Consider the following 17,247-nt stretch of genomic DNA (forward strand, 5'->3'; position numbering starts at 1 on the left):
AGGAGGCGATACATCATGTGTTGCCCATTAAGCGAGAAGATCGAATATACCCGAGAGCCGTGAAGCCTAAGGCAAAGAAATACCCCAATAAAAAGAAAGCCAGTCAGCTTAACTGACTGGCATTAGGACATGCCCCCCTTATCTCTGTTACAGGCCGTATTTCTTCGCGTAGCCAGTGATGTTCTCGTAGGCGGTTTTCGCGTAAGTCAGTGGGTGTGCTTTCGCAGGATCCTGCTCTGCTTCCACCAGCAGCCAGCCTTTGTAATCGCGCTCTTTCAGTGCTGCGAATACATCGTCATAGTTCACGTCACCCGTGCCAGGTACGGTGAATACACCGTCCAGTACTGCATTCAGGAAGGATTTGTCTGCTGCGCGCGCCGCGTTCATCACGTCCAGACGCAGATCTTTGAAGTGCATGTGGCCGATACGGTGACCCCAGCGTTTGATCATGGTGACTGGGTTGCCGCCGCCGTAAGTGATGTGGCCGGTATCCAGAGTCAGGAATACAGAGTCACCGGTCATTTCCATCAGCATGTTGATGTCGTCTTCGGTTTCAACGATGGTGCCCACGTGGTGATGGAAAGACAGTTTGATGTCGTGCTCGTTCAGCAGGTAATCCGCCACACAAGTCAGTTTCTCACCGTACATCTTCCACTCTTCCATAGAGAGGATGACGCGTTTGGACAGTGGGGTGTTGATGTCGCCGTGAACAGTGTTGCTCACTTCGCCAAATACCATGGCTTTACAGCCTGCCGCTTTCAGCAATTTGATGTGCTCCTGCATGGCTGCGATTTCTTCGTCAGCAGACAGTTTCATCAGGTTGCCGCTGTACCAACCAGACGCCAGCACCAGGCCGTGTTTAGCCAGCAGAGGGATCAGCACTTCAGGTTGACGTGGGTATTTGGTGCCCAGTTCTGTGCCGGTAAAACCCGCTTCTGCCATTTCACTCAGGCAAGTTTCCAGTGGGATATCACCGCCCAGTTCAGGCATGTCATCGTTGGTCCAGGTCAGTGGGCTAATTCCGTATTGCACATTGCTCATAATCAATCTCCAGAGAGTAAGCGTTCTATTTTTTGTTTTGACGATAAGACGCTGGCTTTCGCATGGCAGCTGTAACAGCAATCTTCGTTAATCTGGAAATCACACTAACGAAAAAAAATGAAAATGAAAAATATTTTTCACCTTTGGATTTTTACCTGAAAAACCGGAGACGGAGATGAAAAAAGCCAGACGCGACGCGCCTTTGGTTGCATATTTGACACAGATCTCAATAATATTAAATCGTTATATTTCAATTATTTACTTAAATATCGACAGATGAAAAATGTTTTCCATTATTTGATGGCGGTAACACTTTACCCGCCAAGTAAACAGAATGAAAAACCACCTTATACAATCCATTAACATTCGAGTGTTGATTTGTTTTGGAAAAATATTTTCAAATAAAACTAACAGGGAAAACTGATTCTGGAGGCAGTGGAGCGAGGCCACATTTCTCGACCTTGCAGGGAAGCAGATTGGCAATCTATGACAGGGCGCTGCGCATAAGATGTCGGAATGCATTACAAGAAACACAAAGCAACAACATGCCCCCTTGAGGGAAAATTCCAGGTATAGCTATGCTCGATAAAATGGCGTTTTTCGTGTCGGTGATCCGCACAGGTTCGATTTCTGCGGCCGCACGACAGTTCAACATTTCCGTCTCTGCCGGCAGCCGCTGGCTGCAGGATCTCGAACAGCACTTTGGCACCCAGCTGTGTTACCGCTCCAACCGTTTGCTGGAAGCAACACCGGCAGGCCAAACCCTTTATGAAGAGTTTTCGCCGATTGTTGACAGCGCCGAGCGGGTCACCCGGAAACTGGAGGATTTTCAGGACACGGAAAAAGGTCACCTCAACATTGCCTGCACCCCGGTGTATGCCAACCATTTCCTGATGGAAAAACTGGCCGGTTTTTCACGGGATAACCCCAAAGTCACCTTCAACCTCAACATCACGCCTTGGGCACTCGACCATGCCGCCACGTCGGATTTGATGATCAGTGCCAACGCCAGTTATCAGGGGTATCGGGAGAAAGACCTAATGCTGGTCAAACGCGAATTGTTGCAAACCCCTTTCGTGGTGGTTGCCTCGCCTGGCTATCTAAGCGCGTATGGCGCACCTTCACACCCTGACGAACTGAAATCCCACCAGTGCCTTGTCGCAACCACGCTGACAGGCAGTAACGACTGGATTTTCAAACAGCACCTGGAAACCCTGATTATCAAAGTGCCAAAAACCATCGAGGTCAGCGACAGTGACCTTCTGCTTCAGGGTGCATTGAACGGGGTGGGCATCGCTTACCTGCCAAACTTTGTGGTTGAGCCAGCAATCATGGATGGCAGGCTGGATGTGTTACTGGCGGATTATGAAACCAGCATCTGGAGCCTTAATCTCTATTACCATTCGCCACAGACGGCGTCTGCCGCTGCAACCAAATTTAAAAACCACCTGTTGGATTTCCCGTTATAAACCCTGCCCCGGCAAAGAACGGGGCTGATTGATTCTTCTTTTCTGCTGTTTCTTTTCCCTCTTCTGCCCTTCAACGCATCCAATCAACAGTGTGTTTAAGCCCACAAATGCACTTTGCATTTTTGCAAAGAGGCTTTGATTTCCCGTCCGTATAAAAAACCCGGCAAGCTTTTTAGACTGCTGTTAAACAACATCATCAGGAGAAAGGGCATGGAACGAATCTATATCGTGGCGGCAAAACGGACGCCGATTGGCAGCTTCAACGGCGCACTTTCCGCCGTGTCAGCGGTTGAGCTGGGTGCCTGTGCGATGAAAGGCGCACTGGAACAAGTCGAGTTATCCCCTGAGCACATTGACGAAGTGATTGTGGGCAACGTGCTCACCGGCGGCGCAGGCATGGGCCCGGGCCGTCAGGCAGCGATAAAAGCCGGGATCCCTGATTCCGTTCCCGCTTACACCCTGAACATGATTTGCGGCAGCGGCATGAAAACCGTGCTGGATGCAGCAGCGCACATCCGCGCCGGTGATGCTGAAGTTGTTATGGCCTGTGGTATGGAAAGCATGTCCAACGCACCATTCATTGCAGATGGGCAGGTAAGACGCGGCTACCGCATGGGTCATCAAACCCTTGAAGACAGCATTATCAAAGATGGCCTGACTGACGCCTTCCACCACTATCACATGGGCATCACCGCCGAGAACATTGCCAAACGCTTCGACATTTCAAGACTGGAGCAAGACACCTTTGCCCTCGCCAGCCAGCAAAAAGCCGCGGCGGCGCTGGAAAACGGCGACTTTGAAGCCGAAACCGTGCCTGTTACCGTCACTGTCCGCAAGCGCCAGACTGACGTCACCGCCGATGAATATCCAAAACTGGACTGCACACTTGAAGGACTGCAAAGCCTGCGTCCTGCCTTTGATGCACAGGGCAGCGTGACAGCGGGGAACGCATCCGGCATCAACGACGGCGCTTCCGCTATCCTGCTGGCATCGGAAACCGCCGTAAAACGCCACGGCCTGACACCTCTGGCGGAAGTGGTGGAGTATGGTCAGGGCGCACTCTCACCGGAGTTTATGGGGCTTGGGCCGGTATCTGCTATCGCCAACACCCTTGCCAAAGCCGACATGGCGCTGCAGGACATCGGTGTGTTTGAACTCAATGAAGCGTTTGCCGCTCAGGCTATCGGGGTTAACCGCGAACTTGCCGCCCAGCACCAGGTAGACGAACAGTGGCTGCTGGAGCGCAGCAACCTCAGCGGCGGTGCTATTGCCCTCGGCCACCCAATTGGTGCGTCCGGCAACCGCATTATCACTACTCTGGTTTACCAACTTCAGCGCACTGGCGCGACGTTCGGCCTCGCCTCCCTTTGCATTGGTGGTGGCATGGGTACAGCCATTATTCTCAAACGTTGCGAGTAAGGAAAAGCCATGAAAAAAGCAGCCAACAAAGCGCAACTGGCGCCCCTTTTTAAAGACGGCATGACCATCATGATCGGTGGCTTCATGGCGACAGGTGCCCCGGAAAAACTGATTGATTTGCTGATTGAGCTGGATATCAAAGACATCACCCTGATCAGCACTGATACTGGCTCGCCCGGCAAAGGTTCCAGCCGACTGATTGCAGAGCGCCGGGTAAAAAAACTCTACGCTTCACACATTGGCACCAATCCGGAAACCGGCCAGCAGATGAATGACGGCGTGCTGGACGTGGAACTTTGCCCACAAGGCACGCTGGCAGAGCGCATCCGTAGCGGCGGCGCTGGGCTTGGCGGCGTACTGACGCCAACAGGTCTTGGCAGTTCCGTGGCGGAAAACAAACCTGTGGTGGAAGTTAACGGCGTGCCCTATCTGCTCGAAACACCACTTCGTGCCGATATCGCCCTGATCCGCGGCTCTCTTGTCGATACGCGCGGCAACATTGTTTACAAGGGCACCACGCAAAACTTCAACCCGCTGATGGCCACCGCCGCCGACACAGTGATCGTCGAAGCCGGGCAGTTGGTCGAACTGGGCGAGATTGCGCCGGAAGCGGTGCATACGCCAAGCCTGTTTGTGAATTACATCCTGATGGAGAACGACTAATGGACAAGCAACTCGACAAAAACGTTCTGCGCAGACGCATTGCCTGGCGAATTGCCCGTGAAATGAAGGATGGACATATCGTCAATCTCGGCATTGGGCTCCCTACCCTTGTCGCCAATGAAGTCGACAAAGAAATTGAACTGCTGCTGCAGGCCGAAAACGGTCTGCTGGGTATCGACAGCCTCGCCGAAGGCGAGCACATTAACCCGGATTTAGTGAACGCAGGCGGTCAATATATCACTGCTGTCACCGGTTCCTGTTGCTTCAACAGTGCAGATTCCTTTGCCATCATCCGCGGCGGGCACGTCGATATCACAGTGCTGGGTGCATTGCAGGTGGATGAAAAAGGCAACCTCGCCAACTGGATTATCCCGGGGAAAATGGTGCCAGGCATGGGCGGCGCAATGGATTTGGTGGTCGGCGCGAAAAAGGTGATCATCGCCATGGAGCACACCGCCAAAGGCAAACCCAAGCTGCTGCGTGATTGCACCTTGCCACTCACCGCCGTCGCGCAGGTGGACATGATAGTGACTGAGATGGGCGTCTTTACCATCACACCGAAAGGAATGGAAATCACCGAAATTGCGCCGGAATTTACCCTGGAAGAAGTGCAAGCTGCCACGGAAGCGACGCTGATTGTGCCGGAAACGCTGAAGACTATGTTGACGCCGGATGCGCCTGCGGCAGCGTAACCCACATAAAACCAGAGTCACCTCCACACACTCTGGAAACACAAGTGCCACCTTCGCGGTGGCACTTTTATCGGCAACAAAGTTAGAGTTTTATCGTCGCGCCAGTTTGCATAGACAAAATCGCGGCGTCAGCGAGCGCGAGAGCGCGTTCTCCATCGTCACCGCTGCAACTTGGCTTGGCGCCTTTCAACACTTCTACGAAATGCAGCCATTCCGCCGCAAACGCCTGTTCATAACGTTCGAGGAAGAAGTGTTTCGGTGTCGCCAATTGCTGGCCGTGCTGGGTGCTTGAAACCAGGGCATTCTCCGTGATGTTGCCTACCTGCAACATGCCTTTTTCGCCATGGACTTCAATACGCTGATCGTAGCCATAACCGGAGCGGCGGCTGTTGTGGATGGTCGCCATCGCCCCGGAGGCAAACGTCAGCACAACCACACCGGTGTCTATGTCCCCGGCTTCGCCGATGGCAGGATCGACCTTACAACTGCCGTGGGCGGTTACGGCAATCGGTTCTTCTCCTACCAGGAATCGCGCCATATCCAGATCATGTATGGTCATATCTCTGAACATTCCGCCGGAGGATTTGCTGTACTGCGCTGGCGGTGGCGCTGGATCCCGGGAGGTAATGATCACACTCGCGATTTCGCCCAGATCACCCCGTTCAAGTGCACTTTTCAGGGAAGAAAAATGGGGGTCAAACCGGCGGTTAAAGCCGATAAGGAAAGGCACCTGATGCTGGTTCACCACGGCCAGACAATCCCTGACTCGCGCCGCATCCAGATCGATGGGTTTTTCACAGAAAATCGCTTTACCGGCTTTGGCTGCTCGCTCAATCAAATCGGCATGGGTATCGGTAGACGAGCAGATACAGACAGCGTGAACATTGTCGTCGGCCATGGCCTCTTCGACAGTTTGCCGTTTCACGCCGGGATAAGCGGCGCAGAAAGCCTCGGCATAAGCGTCATAAGGTTCTATGAGGGAATAAATTCTGGTTTCTGGATTCTGTTCTATGTTGGCCGCATGCACCTTGCCAATGCGCCCTGATCCGAACAATGCAATGTTAAACATGGAAGGTTTCCTTATCTTGTCACGCAAAAAAGCCCGCGCTTTCAGGCACGGGCACATGTACTGCCCAAATCAGTCAAACAGACGTTGCATACCGTCGAGCATGCCGGTGGCGATATCGTAATAATCCCCTTCCCACATCTGGTCGTTGAGATACTCGCCGGAGTAGAAGCCGTCGTAGCCGGTTTGGCGTATCGCATCGACCCACTCTTTCAAGGGGATCTCGCCTTGTCCGATCAAATAGCCGCGCAGGGCTTTTTCATCAGGCCACGCTTCACCTTCAGCGGGACGCTTCCCGTCAGAAATATGCACGTTGAAAATGAGTTCAGGGTCGATAGCGGCCATCTGGTTTAATGTGGCACCACGGCATGCCCAAAGGTGCCAGGTATCAAGCACAAAACCAAAGTTCCCGCGACCAACCGTGTCATAAAGGCGGTAATAGTCTTCGAGTTTGGCAATCGGCGTCCAGGCTGCACCTTCGTACTGGAAACGGATGCCGTAATCCTTACCGATATCGGCGATTTGACGGATGTTCTGCGCGGTCAGCGTAATGTTCTGCTCGGTGGTTAAACCGTTCAGTCTTTCAAACGCATTCAGCTGGATGGTTGGCGCACCAATCTCTTTGGCAAACCGGCACAGGATTTCAGCATCCTGAAACAGCTGGCGCTGTCCGGCCTTATCCGTGACTTCAATCGCGCCAATGATGTCTATGGCGGTGGGGACAATCTGGAACGCCGCCAGACGCTGTTTGAATTGCTCTGCAGTCAACCCGGCGTTGATATAGCGCCACAGCTTTTCAGTATGAATCTCAAGCCCCTGATAGCCCGTTTCTTTTGCCAGACGGATATCAGACATCACATTGCTGTGCAGTGAACACATTCCATGGAGTGCAAAACGCATCGACTTCTCCTCACTTCAGTTCATAGACAAATTGGCATGAAAGCGAAATAGCAAGATGTTCACTGACATGAAACAGCACGCCTTCTATCCCCCACCATCAATCTAATCAAAAATCCATCACATGAAAAATATTTTTCACTCAATGGTAGCCTAATTTGTCGCAACAGAAATCCGTCAAACTTCCCGTTGCACAAGCCTCCAACGACAAGCATGACTCAGATCTCAAATATTTTTATCTTTAATTTTCATATATTTAAAATCACATGCAGATAAGTGATAAATTTCTTTTTATTTGATTGGCGTAACACTTCAGGCCAAAAAACGAACAAAGCCTTGTCGATGTATCAAAAGTAAGAATAAGATTATCGCAACCGACAAATGAAAAATATATTTCAAACATACCTACAAACATAAAACGTCGGCCTGTTAGACATCCAATACCCGTACCCTACAACCGGCGTATTGGCCGTAACCCAAAAGGACCTTATTCGATGGTTAAGCGCCTACTTGGGGATCTAATAAAGGATTAAAAAATGGAAGCTAAATCCAAGTCCGAAACCCGAAAATATAACTTTGCCTACATCGTGAGAATTTGCTGCATCGCCGCTCTGGGTGGGATATTGCTGGGCTATGACACGGCCGTAATATCTGGAGCAATTGGCCCAATCCGGGACTATTTTGCACTCACTCCAGCCCAAACTGGCTGGGCTGTGTCCAGTGTAGTTTTGGGTAGTATTCTCGGCGCCGTTGGTGCCGGATGGGTCTCTCTCAAATACGGCCGACGCAACACCCTCTTTATCGCTGCCATCCTTTTCATCATCTCCGCCATCGGCTCTGCCCTCGCCACGACCTTCACCTTCTACACAGTTCTTCGTATCGTTGGCGGTGTCGCCGTCGGTCTGGCCTGTGTGGTTTCACCCATGTACATGTCTGAAGTCGCCCCGAAAGACTACCGTGGACGCGCGGTCAGTATGTTTCAGCAATCTGCTGTTATTGGCCAAACGGGTGTGTTCTACGTCAACTACCTGATTGCAAAAGGCATGTCTGAGACTTGGCTGGTGGACATGGGCTGGCGTTGGATGCTGGGTTCGGAAGTGATTCCGGCGGCACTGTTTGCAGCCTTACTGTTCCTTATTCCCGAATCACCACGCTGGCTGGTGCTGAAAGGCAAAGTGGCGCAAGCGAAAGACACCTTGGCCCGTATCTCAAATCCTGCCCACGCTGATAAAGTGATTCAGGAAATTCAGGACTCCCTCAAAGAAGCCCGTGGTGTGAAGAAAAACCAGGTCAGCCTGCGCTCCCCGCTACTGTTTGCGATTTTGGTTATCGGTACCTTCGTGGCAGCCGCCCAGCAACTGACCGGTATCAACGTCATCATGTACTACACACCGGAAATCCTGAAACCTATCACGGGCTCAACTGAAAACGCTCTGTTCCAGACTACGTTTGTCGGTATTGTCTTTATCGCCGGTAACGCGATGGGTATGTACCTGATTGACAAAGTTGGCCGCCTGCCGCTGATGAAGTGGGGTACCCTGGGCTGTGCATTTGGCATGTTCATTGTTGGCTACGTGCTGTACCAACAAACCGAAGGCTACGCTGCACTGTTTGCCCTGTGTCTGTATGTGGTTTCCTACGCGGTATCCTGGGGCTGCGCATGCTGGACGATGATTTCCGAAATCTTCCCGAACAGCATCCGCTCAAGGGCGATGGCCATTGCCGTCGGCGCCCAATGGTTCACCGGCTTCATCGTGACCCAGTCCTTCCCAATGCTGAATGAAAACCCTTACCTGAAAGAGCAATTCAACGGTGCCTTCAGTTTCTGGCTGTTCGCGATACTGTCCATCATCTGTATGTACATCGTCGTGAAATATGTCCCTGAAACGAAGGGGGTCAGCCTGGAGAAAATGGAAGCCGCAATGGCGAAAAAACTGGGTAAAGAAGCGCCCCAAGAGCAACCTGAGCAACCTGAGCAACCTGAGCAAGCAACGGTTTAATAGCTGCTTCCCATAAAAGACAAAGGCCGCTGAGTCATCAGCGGCCTTTGTCATCTCTCATCGTTTCGGATCTTGGTCGACAAATCTTGAAAAATCCCGCATCAGTAAATGTCTGGCTGATGCGGGATTTGAACTTTCGCGGATTAATTCACCTGCTGGCGCAGGATGTATTTCTGCACTTTGCCGGTGGAGGTTTTCGGCAGTGCGGTGAAGATAAATTTCTTCGGCACCTTAAAGTGCGCCATCTGGCTGCGGCAAAACGCGACTAGGTCGTCCTGGGTCAGGTACTTCTCTTCCTTAACCTTCACGAAAGCACACGGCACTTCGCCCCACTTTTCATCGCTCATCGCAATGACGGCCACTTCTTCAATATCTGGGTGACGGTAAAGCACGTCTTCAATTTCGATACTGGAGATGTTTTCGCCGCCGGAGATGATGATGTCTTTTGAGCGGTCTTTGATTTCGATGTAGTTGTCTTCATGCCATACCGCCAGATCGCCGGTGTGGAACCAGCCCTCTGCCAATGCTTCATCTGTGGTGGACGGGTTCTTGAGATACCCTTTCATCACAATGTTGCCACGCAGGAAGATCTCACCCAGTTCCGTGCCGTTTTTAGCGACAGGTTTCATGGTTACCGGATTGGCGACCATCAGCTCACCCTGCATCGGCGCTCGCACACCCTGACGGGCTTTCATCCGGGCACGCTCCTGGTTATTGAGGCCATCCCAGCTGCGCTGCCAGTCACACACCACACATGGACCGAAGGTTTCGGTCAAGCCGTAAACGTGGGTCACTTCAATACCCAGTGCTTCCATACCTTCAATCACTGACGCTGGCGGCGCGGCACCGGCGGTCATTGCCTTTATTTGGTGGTCGATACCCGCTTTCAGGCTGGCATCGGCGTTGTTCATCATGTTCAGCACGATGGGCGCTGCACAGAAGTGGCTGACCTTGTTCTCGCGGATAGAGTCGAAAATCGCATCTGCGCGAACATGGCGAAGGCAGACACTCACGCCCGCCGCCGCCGCGATTGTCCACGGGAAACACCAGCCATTGCAGTGGAACATCGGCAAGGTCCAGAGGTAAACCGGATGTGAGCCCATATCCCACGACATGATGTTGCTGACCGCATTCAGGTATGCGCCGCGGTGGTGATACACCACGCCTTTCGGGTTGCCAGTGGTGCCTGACGTGTAGTTGAGGGAAATCGCCTGCCACTCATCACTCGGAGGCCAGTATTGGTAATCTGGGTCACCGTCGAGAATAAACTCTTCATAGGTCAGTTCGCTGATCAGGCTGCCTTCACCAAACAGAGGATCGTCAATGGCAATTACCAGCGGGCGGTGGGCGATCATCTTGAGCGCTTTGCGCACGACATCCGAAAACTCTTTGTCGACGATAACGACCTTGCTTTCTGCGTGCTGGAACATAAACGCAATCGCATCCGCATCAAGGCGGGTATTGATGGTGTTCAGGACAGCGCCACACATGGGCACGCCAAAATGCATCTCAAACACTTCCGGCAGGTTCGGTGCCACGACTGAAACCGTGTCACCTTCACCAATCCCCTGCTTTTGCAGTGCAGAAGCAAGGCGGCGGCAACGCTCTTCCGTTTCACGCCAGGTTTTATGGATACTACCGTGCACGGTCGCCGTGTAGTCAGGGTAGACACTGGCCGCCCTTTCCAGAAAACTCAGTGGGCTCAGGCTTTCATAATTGGCAGGGGTCTTCTCCAGACCGATTTCGTAAATGTTGTGTTTGTTCATTGCGATCCTTCCTTATTGCCCGGCATTCACCGGGCAAAACATTCCCAAGTTAATCAGCTTTCAACCACTTCAATCGGTTCTTCTTCCGCTTTCTCTTCAGCGCCTTTTCTGCGCCATTCGATCAGGAAGTAGAGTGCGATACCTGCCAGCAAGCCATAGCCTGCGCCATAGACCGCCAGTACCACGCCCATGGTGCCCGCTACACCCATTTGGGTAGCGTTGCGCACTTGCTCAACACCGACAGAGATACACAGGTAGCCGGTGATAAGCAGGGTGATAGACAGGGCGATAGGCAGAACGGGCTTGAACAGCGTGATGAGCGGCAGAGCGAACAGGGCGATGAAGCCGACAATCCAGAACACGCCTGCACCGCTGTAGATGCTGTCCATGGCGCTGCGTCCGTGGCGGTAACGTTCGGCAATGGTCGCCATGGCGCCCGTGAACAAGGGGCCTGCCAGACCTGGGTACGGTGCAAAGAAGGAATGGATAAGGTTGCGCAGCGCAGTCACCAGGTGAACACGGTCAACGTTAACGTCGATATGCTCGTCAGGGCGCAGGTGGTCGACGCGATCCAGCAAGCTCTTGCCGACAATGATGTCACCAAAAGCAATCACATAGGCGATCAACGCAGTCGGCAACGCCAGCCAGAGCATTTCCAGTGTTGGCAGCCCGACGGTAAACGGCAGGTAATCAATCATTTTGCCAAACGCTGGGGTAGAAAAACCAAATTCAATATTGGGAAGTGGGTATTCGCTGACCATCCAGCCCACTGCCATCGCAACCAGTGTGCCCGGCACCATGCCATATCCTGCAATCACTTTTGCCCATTTGTGGTTGTCGACATAATCACGGAAGTTCAGGGAGAACAGCACGTAAGCGGTGACCAGGAAACCAATAACGAGGGAGATGGGCGTGGAAGCCAAACGCCCGCCTTCACTGATTTCACCGGTCAGTGCTGCAATACCCGCCCCCATCAGGATGCCTGCTTTGATGGAGTCAGGGAATAAGTCCACCAGCTTACTGCCAAGGCGGGTAATACCCAGAATAAAGAAGATGGCAGTGACAAGAAGCTGCAGCCCAACCAAAGCGCGGATGGCTTCAGGGCCAGGTTCAAAGTTGCCCAGGAAGAGCAGCACGACGGGGATTGCTGGGGTTATCCAACCCGGCACCATGGGCACGCCAAGCAGGTTTGGCAGCATAAAGCCGATGCCACACACGACCACATAAGCAAGCGCGACGTCGTAAGGCAGGCCGAGGTATTTTTCCAGTAAAGGGATCATCGCCATGCCGACCACAAACATGATCATGCCCTGGATGGTTTCCGCCATTTCCCAGCGGTAGTGAATAAACGGTAAACGGATCTTAAACGGCCCAGCCGGCCAGTAAGGTTGCTCCATTCCATGAGAGCGTTTGATGACTGACATGCTTACTCCTGTTTATTGGTAGGGTTGTGTTCTTTGCCTCTACCAGAGCAATGCCAGTGCCAATGTTAATTTCTTGTAGCACCAAGATGACAATTTGGCTAATTCGCGAAAAATGGCATGTTTAATATTCCCATTACACACCTTGATTTAAAAGACAAAAACGAATAACCGGCCGTTTTAAATTCAACCCCTCCGACCAGTCAAAAATGTTAATAGATGGTAATACCATCAGGTGTACGGTTAAGCGCGAAGATGAGCGGTTGAGCGCTTTCCGCTCAAAGGTTTGAGCGCTATGCGCTCGGTGCGCTCAACCTGTTTTTCAAGGGGTGGCAGGTGTTGATGAGATGGCAGGCGGATAAATCTTCCACTCGCCAAGCATGCGCGTCGCTGGCCAGAATCCATCAGTTTTCACCGTTGTGCCCACCGCGTGATATTGCATGATTTTGTGGGTTTCTGGGTCGATGTATGAGCGGAATCCCTCCGGGTCTTCCGGCAGAGCGACTTCAAGGCCAGGGATGGCGTCACGCATTCCCGTCAGGGTTTTCTGTGGGGATTGTTGCCAGGCCGTGTCGAGCACACGGATCACCGTGTAAGCATCCTGCGCAATAAAGGTGGGAAAACGCTGGGTTTTGCTGAAAAACGCGCTGACATAGCGCTGGTTCCGGGAAGTTTCAGGCCAGTTAACATGGGAGCGGCCAGACAATACCAGCCCTTCCGGTAAGGTATCCCCCAGACGGGAAAGGACGAAGTATCCACCGCCGGTATCAAAGTTCACAAAGTGGGTTTTCTCCAACAATCCGGCGTTGGCTGCCTGCTCCAGAAAACTGACCAAATCCCGCGTCCAGTGACCGCTGACCAGCACATCTGGCGGGTCTTCCAACAACGCTTTAATGTAAAGGTGATAGTCGGTTTCACCCAGCAAGCTGTAAAGCTCATCCTTAACCCGGTACTCCACCTTGTGGCGTTTAAGGCTCGCCATCATGGTCTGCCAGATCTGGTGGCCGTATTCGTAGTCGGGCCCAATGTAGGAAACCGTCTCCCATCCCTCTGACTGCTTTAAATCACGCAGATAACGCGCACCCGCATCGCTGGACTGGGAGGCGTCATTATTGAGGTGAAAATACCAGGGATGGCGCTCCCCTTCGGTTAACCGCGCTGAACTGTGCCCTGCCCCCAGAAAGAGCCGCTGGTGTTTTAGGGCAAGCTGGGACACCTCAAGGGCGATATTGGAATTGACCACACCACACAGCACTTCGACCCCACGGTCGATAAAATCCTGCGCGATTTCCTTGGAACGGAACTGTTTGCCCATGGTATCGGCCACATACACCCGCATCTTTGGCGACAGCGGCTCTGCCTCTAATTCTTCGAGTGCCAGCTCCAACGCCACAACCGCATCGTTGCCCCAAAGGGCAGAAGGCCCTGTCAGCGGATACATACAGCCCACCTCAAAGTCTGCGTCCCGTTCACTCGCCCCAAGCACGATATCTGCCCGGCTTATGCTGCTAAATAGCAATACGCCGATAGCCAGAACATGGGAATTCCAGGGTTTCATGCTTCAATGCCCAGCTTCTGCAAGCGCCGTTTCAGCGCATGGCGGGAAATGTTCAGCAGTTTGGCGGCATTGCCTTTGTGCCCACCGCTTTCACGTAGCGCCCCCAGAATAATGCGTTTTTCCTCGCTGGCGAGTTGGGCGGAAATATCATCGGAAAGAGGCAGTTCCGGTTCAGCATCATCATAGCTTTTAGCCGTTGCCTGATCGGCAAGCACTTCTGCAGGCAAATATTCGGGCAAAATGTCATGCCCGGCATAGAGGACAGATAGCCGCTCAACCAGGTTTTTCAGCTCCCGGATATTGCCCGGCCATGAATAGGCCTGCAGCAACGCAAGTGCTTGCGGCGTGAAAGCAATGGGCGCAGATGCTGCCGTGTACTGGCGGGAGAAATGCGTAAGAAGCAGTGGAATATCCGCAGCCCGCTCGGCCAGTGCTGGCAATGTCATTGGCATCACATTCAGGCGATAGTAAAGATCGGCGCGGAATCGCCCTTCATCCACCGCTTGGGAAAGTTGACGGTTTGTCGCAGCAATCACGCGGACATTGGCCTGTTTTTCAAGAGTCGAACCCACCGCGCGGTAACGCTGGCTTTCGAGAAAAGAGAGCAACTTGGCTTGCAGAGGCAGTGTCAGTTCACCCACCTCATCCAAAAACAGGGTGCCGCCATCGGCCACTTCAATCAGCCCTGCGCGGGATTTGTTCGCCCCGGTATAAGCGCCCTTTTCCACCCCAAAAAGCTCAGATTCCAACAGGCTTTCCGGCAGCGCCGCGCAGTTCACTTCCACAAATGCCTTATCCGCCAGCGCGCTGAGGCGATGAATTTCCGCAGCCGCGGCGGTTTTACCTGTGCCCGACTCACCCAGCAACAACACGGTTTTGGCCGGGCTTTTGGCAATCAGTGCCAGGTCTTTTACCAGCTTGGCCATCACCGGTGTTTCGCCAATCAAACCTTCCGGTTCGCCGGTTGTTGCACGCAGGTGTTTGGCAAGCTGGGATTTCAGTGCCTTGATATCAAAAGGTTTGGTGATGAAGTCTTTCGCCCCCTGCTTCACTGCATCCACCGCAGTTTTGATATCCCCGTGGGCTGACATCATAAACACCGGGCTGTCCGGTAACATGGCAATCAAGCGTTGCAGGGGGTTGAGATCTTCACTGTCCGGCAGCCTGAGATCGAGCAAGATGGCGTTTGGCTTCAGCGACATGGCTTTGCCCAGCCCCTCTTTGGCGCTGTGGGCCACTTCAATGTGGATCGCGGGGTCGCGCAACGCGATTTGCAGCGAACGGGTCAGCGCCACTTCGTCATCAATGATCAGCAATGACGGTAGGTTCACGTCAGGATCAGATGCGGTAGTCTGGTTCACAAATTGACTCCCTGTTAAATCTCAGTACAACCTGAGTGCCCTTTCCGGGCTGGCTGTAAAATTCCAAAGCAGCCTTGTTCATTTCAGCAAGGCGGTGTGACACAGAAAGGCCAAGCCCGGTTCCTGTGGTCTTGGTGGTGTAAAACGGCTGGCTGACTGTGGCGATTTGATGCGTATCCATCCCACAACCTTCATCACTGACTTCCAGACAAACCGTGTTTTCCTGCTCAACCGCCCGCAACCCAATGTTGCTGCCGGGCGCGGAGGCATCCAGCGCATTGATCAACAGGTTCATCAGGATTTGCTGGATTTGATTTTCATCGGCAAAAACCTGGCGCGTTTTATCACAATCTACATGTAATGTGATCCCCCGTTCTTTTGCCATGGGCGATACCAGCGACGCCAAACGGCGAACAATGGATTGCAGACAAACTGCTTTCGTCTCGGGATCCGGCGGGCGGGCATATTCTAACAGGTCGGTAATAAGCTGGTTGATGCGGTCAATCTCCCCCACCATCAAAGACTGTAACTCTGCATCTTCAGGCCGGCTGTCCGGCAGGGTTTGCACACACACTTTGATGGTCGCCAGCGGGTTTCTTATCTCGTGCGCGATTCCGGTGGCGAACTCGCCCCACACCGCTTTGCGTTCCGCTTCTCCCCTTGCCAGCAGCAGGGAATCCAGATGAGACGTCATGCGGTTGAACGCCCGCGCTAACAAGGAAATTTCATCGTTCCCCGAAATGGGCAGCGTGGTTTTCCAGTGCCCTTCCGACACCGCATTCGCCGCGTCAATCAAGGGGAAAACGCGGCGACGTACCCGTTTCACCAGAAAGTAGAAAAATGCCGATACCAACAGGAGCACCAAGCCTGCCATGATCAAAACCAGAATACGTTCCTGATCACGCTCAAGCACCGGGGGCGTAATGCTGACGTTGACCAAGGACCAGTCGGAAAACAACGGAAGTTCCGCACTTCGGATTTTCGGGCTCGGTACTAACCTTCCTAACGCATCAAAACAGGCACTGGCTTCACCGCTTCCGCGGCAGAGAACGACATCGTCACCGGGTGAGCTGGCAAGGTAGCTGGTCAAACTTGCCAGACGTAACTGAAAGCCGAGATACCCGGAAACCCGCCCCTGTTGCTGGGGACTCTGTACGGGCAATACCATCAAGTACCAGGCCGACTTTCCCGGCGAGGCCGGTTTGGGGCCAATCAACATCGCAGCGCCAAACTGGGTTTGGGGCAGACTTTCAATATCAAACTGCCCCTCTCCCCAATACGGATACCCACTGGCGCTTTGCCCCGGCACGGTGTTGACCAGTTGCCAATCCGCATCGAAAAACAGTGCGCCATACATCTCGGGACGGTCGATATCAAAGTGGATCAGGTTTTGAGTCAAAGATTGGGTGAAGGAAGCAAAGGAGGTCTGGAACAACTGCGGGATATCCGGCAGTTCGGAGATGGCTTCCAACGCATGGACGTGCTGGCGGCTGTAGTGATAGAGGCTGTTTCTTATCTGGCTCAGGTTTTGTTGCGCGCGCTCATTTGCCATATCAGACACTAAGCCCGCCGTCATTCTGTCATAGACAAACACCGTGACTAGCAAGGGTACGCTTGCCACCAGCAAAGACAGCAGAAAAAAGCGCCTCACCAGGCTGTTTTTCCAAAAGCCTATGGCGTGCGTACCTGTGGCTGTCTGTGCGTAATCCACGAGTTAACCCTTTGAATAAATAAACTTTTGCGAGGGAGTACAACAATATACCCCCCTACACTAGCAGGATCTGCGGCAGGCGGTAACAAGACTTATGTCTATATGAGCGACATCCGGTGTAGGGATTTCAGGTTTAGTGACACAGGGCATTTGCTGGGTGTTGGCTGGTGACGGGAAAAATAC

Annotated in this window: 13 protein-coding genes; 5 read left to right on the forward strand and 8 right to left on the reverse strand. The window is 52.9% G+C overall.

The window, feature by feature from the left end:
* Positions 1–147: 147 nt before the first annotated feature.
* A complete protein-coding gene (gene iolE / locus KU854_RS16380; RefSeq protein WP_218359512.1) occupies positions 148–1,041 on the reverse strand; it encodes a myo-inosose-2 dehydratase in 894 nt (297 codons plus the stop codon).
* A 578-nt stretch (positions 1,042–1,619) separates the two neighbouring features.
* Here iolE and KU854_RS16385 point away from each other — a divergent pair.
* The 4 genes from KU854_RS16385 to KU854_RS16400 all read left to right on the forward strand — a co-directional run bounded on the left by KU854_RS16385 (position 1,620) and on the right by KU854_RS16400 (position 5,284).
* Positions 1,620–2,510 (forward strand): LysR family transcriptional regulator, encoded by an 891-nt coding sequence (locus KU854_RS16385; protein ID WP_218359513.1) that lies wholly within the window; start codon positions 1,620–1,622, stop codon positions 2,508–2,510.
* Between the two features lie 210 nt (positions 2,511–2,720).
* A complete protein-coding gene (locus tag KU854_RS16390) occupies positions 2,721–3,929 on the forward strand; it encodes an acetyl-CoA C-acetyltransferase (RefSeq protein ID WP_218359514.1) in 1,209 nt (402 codons plus the stop codon).
* A gap of 9 nt (positions 3,930–3,938) precedes the next feature.
* On the forward strand, positions 3,939–4,592 hold the full coding sequence (locus KU854_RS16395) for a CoA transferase subunit A (protein ID WP_218359515.1): 654 nt from the start codon (positions 3,939–3,941) through the stop codon (positions 4,590–4,592).
* Positions 4,592–5,284: a 3-oxoacid CoA-transferase subunit B gene (locus KU854_RS16400; RefSeq protein ID WP_218359516.1), complete on the forward strand. Its 693-nt coding sequence runs from the start codon at positions 4,592–4,594 to the stop codon at positions 5,282–5,284. Before KU854_RS16395 ends, KU854_RS16400 begins: the two co-directional genes overlap by 1 nt.
* An 82-nt stretch (positions 5,285–5,366) precedes the next feature.
* On the opposite strand, the gene iolG is transcribed toward KU854_RS16400, so the two are convergent.
* Positions 5,367–6,353 (reverse strand): inositol 2-dehydrogenase, encoded by a 987-nt coding sequence (gene iolG / locus KU854_RS16405; protein ID WP_218359517.1) that lies wholly within the window; start codon positions 6,351–6,353, stop codon positions 5,367–5,369.
* Positions 6,354–6,422: 69 nt separating this feature from the next.
* Positions 6,423–7,250 (reverse strand): sugar phosphate isomerase/epimerase family protein, encoded by an 828-nt coding sequence (locus KU854_RS16410; protein ID WP_218359518.1) that lies wholly within the window; start codon positions 7,248–7,250, stop codon positions 6,423–6,425.
* 533 nt (positions 7,251–7,783) lie between these two features.
* On the opposite strand from KU854_RS16410, the gene KU854_RS16415 reads away from it, so the two are divergent.
* On the forward strand, positions 7,784–9,247 hold the full coding sequence (locus KU854_RS16415) for a sugar porter family MFS transporter (protein ID WP_218359519.1): 1,464 nt from the start codon (positions 7,784–7,786) through the stop codon (positions 9,245–9,247).
* A gap of 143 nt (positions 9,248–9,390) precedes the next feature.
* On the opposite strand, the gene KU854_RS16420 is transcribed toward KU854_RS16415, so the two are convergent.
* The 5 genes from KU854_RS16420 to KU854_RS25065 all read right to left on the reverse strand — a co-directional run bounded on the left by KU854_RS16420 (position 9,391) and on the right by KU854_RS25065 (position 17,064).
* Positions 9,391–11,013 carry an acyl-CoA synthetase gene (locus KU854_RS16420; RefSeq protein ID WP_218359520.1) on the reverse strand — a complete coding sequence of 541 codons (1,623 nt, stop codon included), beginning with the start codon at positions 11,011–11,013 and terminating at the stop codon, positions 9,391–9,393.
* Between the two features lie 53 nt (positions 11,014–11,066).
* Positions 11,067–12,437, reverse strand: coding sequence for a solute carrier family 23 protein (locus KU854_RS16425; protein WP_218359521.1), 1,371 nt, complete (start codon positions 12,435–12,437; stop codon positions 11,067–11,069).
* A 319-nt stretch (positions 12,438–12,756) separates the two neighbouring features.
* Positions 12,757–13,992, reverse strand: coding sequence for an ABC transporter substrate-binding protein (locus tag KU854_RS16430; protein WP_218359522.1), 1,236 nt, complete (start codon positions 13,990–13,992; stop codon positions 12,757–12,759).
* Positions 13,989–15,353, reverse strand: a complete 1,365-nt coding sequence (locus KU854_RS16435; RefSeq protein ID WP_218359523.1) for a sigma-54-dependent transcriptional regulator — start codon at positions 15,351–15,353, stop codon at positions 13,989–13,991. Before KU854_RS16435 ends, KU854_RS16430 begins: the two co-directional genes overlap by 4 nt.
* Positions 15,331–17,064, reverse strand: a complete 1,734-nt coding sequence (locus KU854_RS25065; protein ID WP_218359524.1) for a sensor histidine kinase — start codon at positions 17,062–17,064, stop codon at positions 15,331–15,333. Before KU854_RS25065 ends, KU854_RS16435 begins: the two co-directional genes overlap by 23 nt.
* Positions 17,065–17,247: the final 183 nt, after the last annotated feature.

This window comes from Enterovibrio paralichthyis, from assembly GCF_019209835.1.
Lineage (GTDB): Bacteria > Pseudomonadota > Gammaproteobacteria > Enterobacterales > Vibrionaceae > Enterovibrio > Enterovibrio paralichthyis.